The sequence below is a fragment of the Novosphingobium sp. genome, from assembly GCF_036733805.1.
Lineage (GTDB): Bacteria > Pseudomonadota > Alphaproteobacteria > Sphingomonadales > Sphingomonadaceae > Novosphingobium.
In genome coordinates this window covers 1-6,219 of record NZ_DAIMZT010000098.1, presented here as the reverse complement: position 1 = coordinate 6,219, position 6,219 = coordinate 1, and the positions used below count along the sequence as shown (strand labels likewise).

The 6,219-nt window shown below is 63.9% G+C and carries 9 protein-coding genes and 1 pseudogene; 8 read left to right on the top strand and 2 right to left on the bottom strand.

From position 1 onward, the window contains the following. Window positions 1-90: 90 nt before the first annotated feature. Complete coding sequence (locus tag V7D69_RS15055) at window positions 91-330, top strand: hypothetical protein (RefSeq protein WP_333606205.1); 240 nt, start codon at window positions 91-93, stop codon at window positions 328-330. Window positions 331-435: 105 nt separating this feature from the next. Here the strand turns inward: V7D69_RS15055 and V7D69_RS15050 are convergent, their stop codons facing one another. Both V7D69_RS15050 and V7D69_RS15045 read right to left on the bottom strand, forming a co-directional pair. Next, the gene (locus tag V7D69_RS15050; protein ID WP_333606204.1) at window positions 436-672 is read right to left on the bottom strand and encodes an AlpA family transcriptional regulator; all 237 of its coding nucleotides are present in this window, start codon (window positions 670-672) and stop codon (window positions 436-438) included. Between the two features lie 51 nt (window positions 673-723). Next, entirely contained in the window at window positions 724-1,185 is a 462-nt protein-coding gene (locus V7D69_RS15045) for a transcriptional regulator (protein WP_333606203.1), read from the bottom strand. A gap of 346 nt (window positions 1,186-1,531) precedes the next feature. On the opposite strand from V7D69_RS15045, the gene V7D69_RS15040 reads away from it, so the two are divergent. The 7 genes and pseudogenes from V7D69_RS15040 to V7D69_RS15010 form a co-directional block, all read left to right on the top strand. Then, window positions 1,532-1,861, top strand: coding sequence for a hypothetical protein (locus V7D69_RS15040; RefSeq protein WP_169493578.1), 330 nt, complete (start codon window positions 1,532-1,534; stop codon window positions 1,859-1,861). Window positions 1,862-1,888: 27 nt separating this feature from the next. Then, window positions 1,889-2,176: a type IV conjugative transfer system protein TraL gene (gene traL, locus V7D69_RS15035; protein ID WP_169493579.1), complete on the top strand. Its 288-nt coding sequence runs from the start codon at window positions 1,889-1,891 to the stop codon at window positions 2,174-2,176. 12 nt (window positions 2,177-2,188) lie between these two features. Beyond that, window positions 2,189-2,761: a type IV conjugative transfer system protein TraE gene (locus V7D69_RS15030; RefSeq protein WP_333606202.1), complete on the top strand. Its 573-nt coding sequence runs from the start codon at window positions 2,189-2,191 to the stop codon at window positions 2,759-2,761. Then, entirely contained in the window at window positions 2,761-3,516 is a 756-nt protein-coding gene (locus V7D69_RS15025; RefSeq protein WP_333606201.1) for a type-F conjugative transfer system secretin TraK, read from the top strand. Before V7D69_RS15030 ends, V7D69_RS15025 begins: the two co-directional genes overlap by 1 nt. After that, on the top strand, window positions 3,509-4,846 hold the full coding sequence (locus V7D69_RS15020) for a TrbI/VirB10 family protein (RefSeq protein ID WP_333606200.1): 1,338 nt from the start codon (window positions 3,509-3,511) through the stop codon (window positions 4,844-4,846). Before V7D69_RS15025 ends, V7D69_RS15020 begins: the two co-directional genes overlap by 8 nt. Continuing rightward, window positions 4,843-5,724, top strand: coding sequence for a DsbC family protein (locus V7D69_RS15015; RefSeq protein ID WP_333606199.1), 882 nt, complete (start codon window positions 4,843-4,845; stop codon window positions 5,722-5,724). Before V7D69_RS15020 ends, V7D69_RS15015 begins: the two co-directional genes overlap by 4 nt. Continuing rightward, window positions 5,717-6,219, top strand: a pseudogene (locus V7D69_RS15010) (hypothetical protein); the annotation flags it as partial. The gene V7D69_RS15015 and the pseudogene V7D69_RS15010, both read left to right, overlap by 8 nt.

The following is a 6,219-nucleotide window of genomic DNA, read 5'->3' as shown; positions in this document are numbered from 1 at the left end:
CCTCTTCACCATACTTTGGGAATGAAAGGGCCGGATCAAGTTCGCAACCTGTCTGCCGCAGGCAACTGCTTTGAACCAAGGAGATGACACGTGAAATTTCAACTGACCTGCCAAGTCGATGCCGCCGCAGAATCTGTGGCCTCAGATGACCTCAAGGACGAGTTTGCCGCGATCGAATGGGCGCGGGATTGGGTGGAGTCCCATGCCCAACACGACAGATATGAGCTGACACCTAATGATGGTGGCCGATCCATCCTCATGATCAAGACGATCGCTGGGCAGTGGTACGCGCTGCCGCAAACTCAGGAAACAGCTCAAAGTACGGCCTGAGCGCCCATTGGCATGAGTCCGTCGATAAGAAGGGATATTCGATAGTGGGCTCGAAACGACCTATAGATTTATGGAAATTGCTGCGTCGTCGATGTGGTTGGCCCATTAACTGGATACAACGTCCGCAACCCAGGCATCGATCTCTGCTTCGACCCACACGGCGCATTTCGGGCCTAGCGATCGCGATTTCGGAAACCTGCCTTCGCTCATGCGCTGATAGATGGCGGAGCGCTTCATTCCCACGCGCGCCATAACTTCTGGCAAGCGTAAAAGGCGGCCAGGCGAAGGCACTGCCTCATCACAGGATGCAGCGGAATCTTTGTTCTGGGGAGCGGCGGTCATTAGTCATTCCTGTTGTCATGAAAGCTCGGTCCCCTCCGAGGCGGTTCGGCATCATCGTGGCAACGACATCGCTATGTCCCGGTTGGCAAAATCGTCGATGTGCTTGGCCAGCATGCGCGCGACGAGCTGCGAAGTGCCATTCGCCCAGCGTGGCCTCAGATCCGCGACCCTACGGCCTAGAGTTCGATCAAGGTGGCCCGGCAAGGCGCTGAAGAATTCCTCGAGAAACTCGCCCATCTCGCTGCGCATCCACTCGCACGCCAAATCTTCTTGCCCGGCGAGGGCGAGGATCATGCTGGCGCGGGGGAAAGCCCCGCAAACGACGAGAATGCAAGCAGCTTCATCAAGCCCTATCGGCCGTTCGCCGCGCATGACCCGCAGCAATGTCTCCCTGTGCATGCCGACCTCGCGGGCGATCTGGTGTTTCGGTTTGTCAGCCGCTTCAACAGCGTGAGCGAGGACGCGTGCGAGGCTGTGATTAGCCTGGCCGGTCGTTGATGGGGTTGGGTGCATGGCCGATTCTCCTCATTGGCTGGTGAGTCGCAGCCATAACCTGCCCCCGCGCATGTAGGAAAATGAAAAGAACATATACGGAACTTCTCGTTTGTAGGCGAATCATTCCCAGACGGCGAGTCGCCGGAGATCGTCGACGCAGATGACGGACTTCGTCGCCAGAACATTCCATATATTTCGCCATTTGATGCCGTAATCACCGGCAGTGCTGATTTGATCTGTCCGCATCAGTCCGTGTTCCGGGCGTTTGCACCTCCCGATCTTTCCTACACCGATTTCCTAGATGCATGTGGAAGGCACAGCGAACGAAAGGACGCTGTGTCCACCCCTCCAGACGGAGCTCCATATGCAGTCCCTCACCCTCCCCCGGCGCATCGGCGCGAACGGCTTTGGCAAGGCCGTCAACTTTGCCATCCCGGTCGCGCTCGCCGCTCTTGCCGCGAGCGCAGCTTACGCTGGCGCCGACACGACGTTCACCCCGGCACTGACCAAGTTCACCGACTTTCTCGAAGGCTCGGGCGGCAAGATCATCACCGTGCTCAGTCTCGCCGGCGGTCTCATCGGCCTCGCCTCGGGCCGGTTCTCGCTCGGACAGGTCGCGGTTCCGGTCGGCGTCGGCATCGGCGTCGGCACGGGTGTCCCGATCGTCACTTCGGTCGTGACCGCGGTCATCTGACGGTCGGGCACGGGAAGGCGCGTCTTCATGGCGGACCCATACATCATTCCTCGTCGGCTCGACGACCCGGAGCTCATCGGCTTCTGGACCATCGACGAGTTCGCCGGGATGATCGTCCCCTTCACCTGGGGTATCCTCAGCCAGCATATCTTCATCGGCATCGTTGTCGCCTTCGGCGCCTGGTTCGCGCTGCGAAAGGCAAAAGCAGGACGCGCCAGCTCCTGGGTAGCCCATGCCGCATATTGGTATCTGCCGGCCGGATTTCTGGGTCTCAGGTCGACGCCGCCTTCCCACTGCCGTCTGCTTGCCGGTTGAGGGGAGAAACCCATGTTTGCCGACATTTCACACGAGCGTCAGCAGTCACTGCTGCGCCAGCGTAATCTCCTGGCCTTGACCAGCACGGGACTTGGGCTTGCGCTGGTCATCGCGACCAGCCTCGCCGCGACCCGCGACCGCGAGGTCGTGCTGCTTCCGACGTTGCCCAAGCAACTGACCGTGACCAGCGCCGGCGTGCAGGCTGAATATCTCGAGCTCGTCACCCGTGACACCGCGCTCATTCTCCTGAACCGGAGCCCGGAAGGCCTCGACTATTGGATGAGCGAGATCCTGAAGCTTGCCGATCCGGCCAGCTACGGGCGTCTCAAGGCTGACCTCGTTCGCATCGTCGAAGAGCAGCGCGGTTCGGATGTCACCCAGGCGTTCGTCATTCGCTCGATGAAGGTCGACCCTAAGGGACTGACGTCGGACGTGACTGGCACGCTCAAGACGTTTGTTGGCGCTCAGGTCATCGCCAGCGACGAGCGCCGCTTCCGCTTCAACTGGACCTACCGGGGACTGCGCCTCGCGCTGTCGGGTTTCGTCCAACTCCCCAACCAAGACAAAGCCAAGGAGGCCCAGTGATGGCTTACCGAACCCAGAGGCGTGCGCGAGCCGCCCTGCATGGTCTTGCGGCGATCGCCGCATGCGTCGCCGGGCCGGCCTTCGCCGACCAGTTCAAGCAAGCCGCCGATGGCGCTGGCATCGAGTGCGTGGTCTCGGCCCGCGAACTCACGCGCTTCGCCCTGGTCGACGATCAGTTCGCCAGCGTGTCGAAGATATCGACGGGCACACCGTACAACGACTTCGCGGTCACCAACGAACCGCTGCGCGGCGACATCTACGTATCGGTCCCAGAGACCTACGCGGCGAGGTCAATCAGCTTCTTTGCCACGACCAAGAAGGGATTCGTCTACAAGATTGCCTGCCAGGTCGAGAGCATCCCTGCGGCTCAGGTTTTCATCACCAATCCGTCAATCGCCAAGAATGACGCGGCCCGCTGGGAAGCCGAGACCCCGCTCGCCACGAGCGCGGTTCGCCTTGTCCAGGCGATGGCCAACGATCGGACCATCGAAGGCTTCGAGGTACGGCGGTCCTCGGCCATGCCCGCCCGCATCGGCGACATCGAGGTCCAGCTCGTCGCCGACTATCGGGGCGCCAGCCTCGCCGGGAAGGTCATCCGGGTCACCAACCGCGGATCCAAACGGCTGAACCTGTCCGAGCGCGACCTTGCGCCGAAGGACAGCCTGGCCGTCTCGATCGCCAATCCGGCGCTCGACCCCGGCTCCAGCACGACCGCCTTCGTGGTCGGCATGAACGGGGAGAGCAGCCATGACTGACACGCACGACCTTCAGCCTCCCCTGCAGGCAGAACCGGCTTCGCCGTCGGAAGCGGCCGGTCTCAACGCCCGAACCGCCAAACGGCAGAAGCTGCTTCTCGCCTCCATCGGCGCGATTGCCCTGGCCGGCGGCAGTTGGCTCATCTTGGGTGGTGACGACAAGGCGAAGTCGAACGATCCCGACGCGGCCCGTACGATCGACACGGCCGGGCTCGTCAACCGCGATCTCTCGCAGCGCGAATTTGTCGCCACCTATGGAAACCGCCTCGACGCGGTGACGCGCGAGCAGAAGGCGCTCAAGGACGCGGCTGTCCCGCGAAACGAGGTTGAGGCCCAGCTCGCTGCTCTCAAAGCGGAGAACCAGGCCATGCGGGTCGATGGTCAGGCCGCGATCGACGCGATCTCGGCCGAGAATGCGGACCTCAAATCCCGGCTTGCCGCGCAAGGTAACGCCCCGGCACCGTCTTCCACCGCACCGGCATACGGACCGCAGGCGGGTGGGTATGACGCGCGTGGCCGCACCATACCCCCGCCGCAGGCCGGCGCAGCAGCCGTGGCTGGCGGGGAGACGACGGTCCCTACCCCCGGCGAAGTGAAGCTGATGAGCTTTGCTTCGGACAAGGCGAACACCGGCGGCCTGAAAGCAACCAGACCTGAGGCGCCGCCGGTTGTGGTCGAGGACTCGCCCGACTATCTGCCACCGAACTCCTACGCATCGGCACGCGTGATTGTCGGCGTCGATGCCTCCGCTGGGGTTGCAAGCCAGACCGATCCCCTTCCGGTGGTTTTGAGGATCACCGGGCCGGCGCGATCGGTCCTGCAAAACGGCAAGGTACTGACAACCCGGATCCAGGGCTGCGTGGTCAACGGCGCGGCGCGCGGGGATCTCTCGTCGGAGAAGGTCTACGTCAAGCTCGCCCGCATGACCTGCGATCAGCCTGGCGGGCGCGTCGCCGTGAGCGAGGTCAAAGGCTTCATCAGCTTTGCCGGCAAGTCCGGGGTGCGCGGGCGTGTCGTGAGCCGCGAGGGCAATCTCGTGACACAGGCGCTGCTCGCCGGGATCGTCGGCGGGTTCGGGCGCGGTTTTTCCGCCAACGCCAATTCGACCTTCTCCGCGACCCGCACCAATCCCGACGGCAGCCGGTCGAAACTCTCCGCCGGCGACATTGTCGGCGGAGGGTTCGGCCAGGGCGCGGCAGATGCCGCCGACACGGTCAGCAAATACCTGATCGAACGCGCCGAACAGTACCAGCCCGTGGTCGAGATGCCGACCGGCATCGATGTCGAAATCGTCTTTCTCGACGGCGTTTACGTGAGGAACTCCCGATGATTGAAGCCCCCAAGCAAGGGCGAAGCCGCTGGCTTCGTCCCGCGGCAGGCATTGCCGCTCTGATCACTCTGTCCGCCGCCACCGGCTGGGGCGTGGCCAGTCTCGCCTCCCCTGCCAGCGGACCCGATACCGCCAAGGTGCGCGCAGCGCTCAAGCTGCGCCTTCCCAAGACGCCGATCGACGCCGTCACCTGCAAGGGGCTTGGCGGCCTGTGCGAGGTCGCCTCGAAGTCTACGCTCTTCTACGTCGACCGCGCGGCCAAATATCTGGTCATTGGGCGGGTCTACGACATGGAGGCGCGCCAGGACCTGACGGCTGCCCGTCTGCTGGCGCTTAATCCCGACCTCCTCGCAGCAGGCGCAGCCCGGCGTTCGGGCGAGGAGGATGCCCCGCCCCCGCAGCGCGCGAGCGTTCCGGCGCGCGTTTCGCTTGGCCAACTTCCTGCCAGCGGCGCGATTTCCTGGGGACCGGCCAATGGTCCGAGGGTGGTCGTCTTTTCCGATTTCCACTGCGGCTACTGCAAGAAGCTCGAAGCCGAATTGAAGGCGATCGGCGCGCGGGTCGAGGAACGGCCGATTTCGATCTTCGGGGCGGAAAGCCGTAAGGACTCCGAGCGCGTGATCTGCGCGGCCCGGCCGGAAATTGCGCTCCATATGGCCTATTCGGGGCTGGCGCTGGCCAATCCCAAGCCGTGCGATACCAGCGGCCTCGACGCCAACGAAGCTTTCGCGAAGGCGCACGGCTTTGGCGGCACGCCGGTCATTGTCCGCCCGTCCGATGGCGCGGTCCTCGAAGGCTTCCGCCCGGCGGCGGCGCTGCGCGCCTTCCTCTCCGGCGCCCCCACCCCCGATTCCGCAAAGGACAAAACCCATGGCTAATCCCATGCGCCTTGCCGCGTGCGTTTGCCTCGCTGCCCTGGTGAGCGGCTGCGCCACCTTCGGCACCAACGTCAAAGGCGATTTCACCTGCCGTGCGCCTAAGGGCGACTGCGCCCCCTCCCACGTGATCGATGCGCGTGCCACCACCGAAATCGATAGCGCGGCGGCGTCTACCGAGCTGGCCCGAGTGCGAGCAGGGGTCGCCGCAGGCGATACCTCGCGTACGTCCGAGCGCACGCTCAAGATCGTGTTTCCGGCGCATGTCGATGAGGCGGGAACGCTGCATGACGAAGCCGTCGCCTGGGCCGTCATCGAAAATCCGCGCTGGGCGGCCGAGCTGCGGCGCAGGCCCGGCGACGATGCCGCCCCGCCGCTCATGCGCGAGCTGCGGCGAAAGCTCAAATCGGCGCAGCAAAAGCTGGAGTCGATTGCCGACGACGCGCAGCGAATCCGGCGGCGCTTTCAGGATGCGCGGAATGAAACGGGCGCGCATCT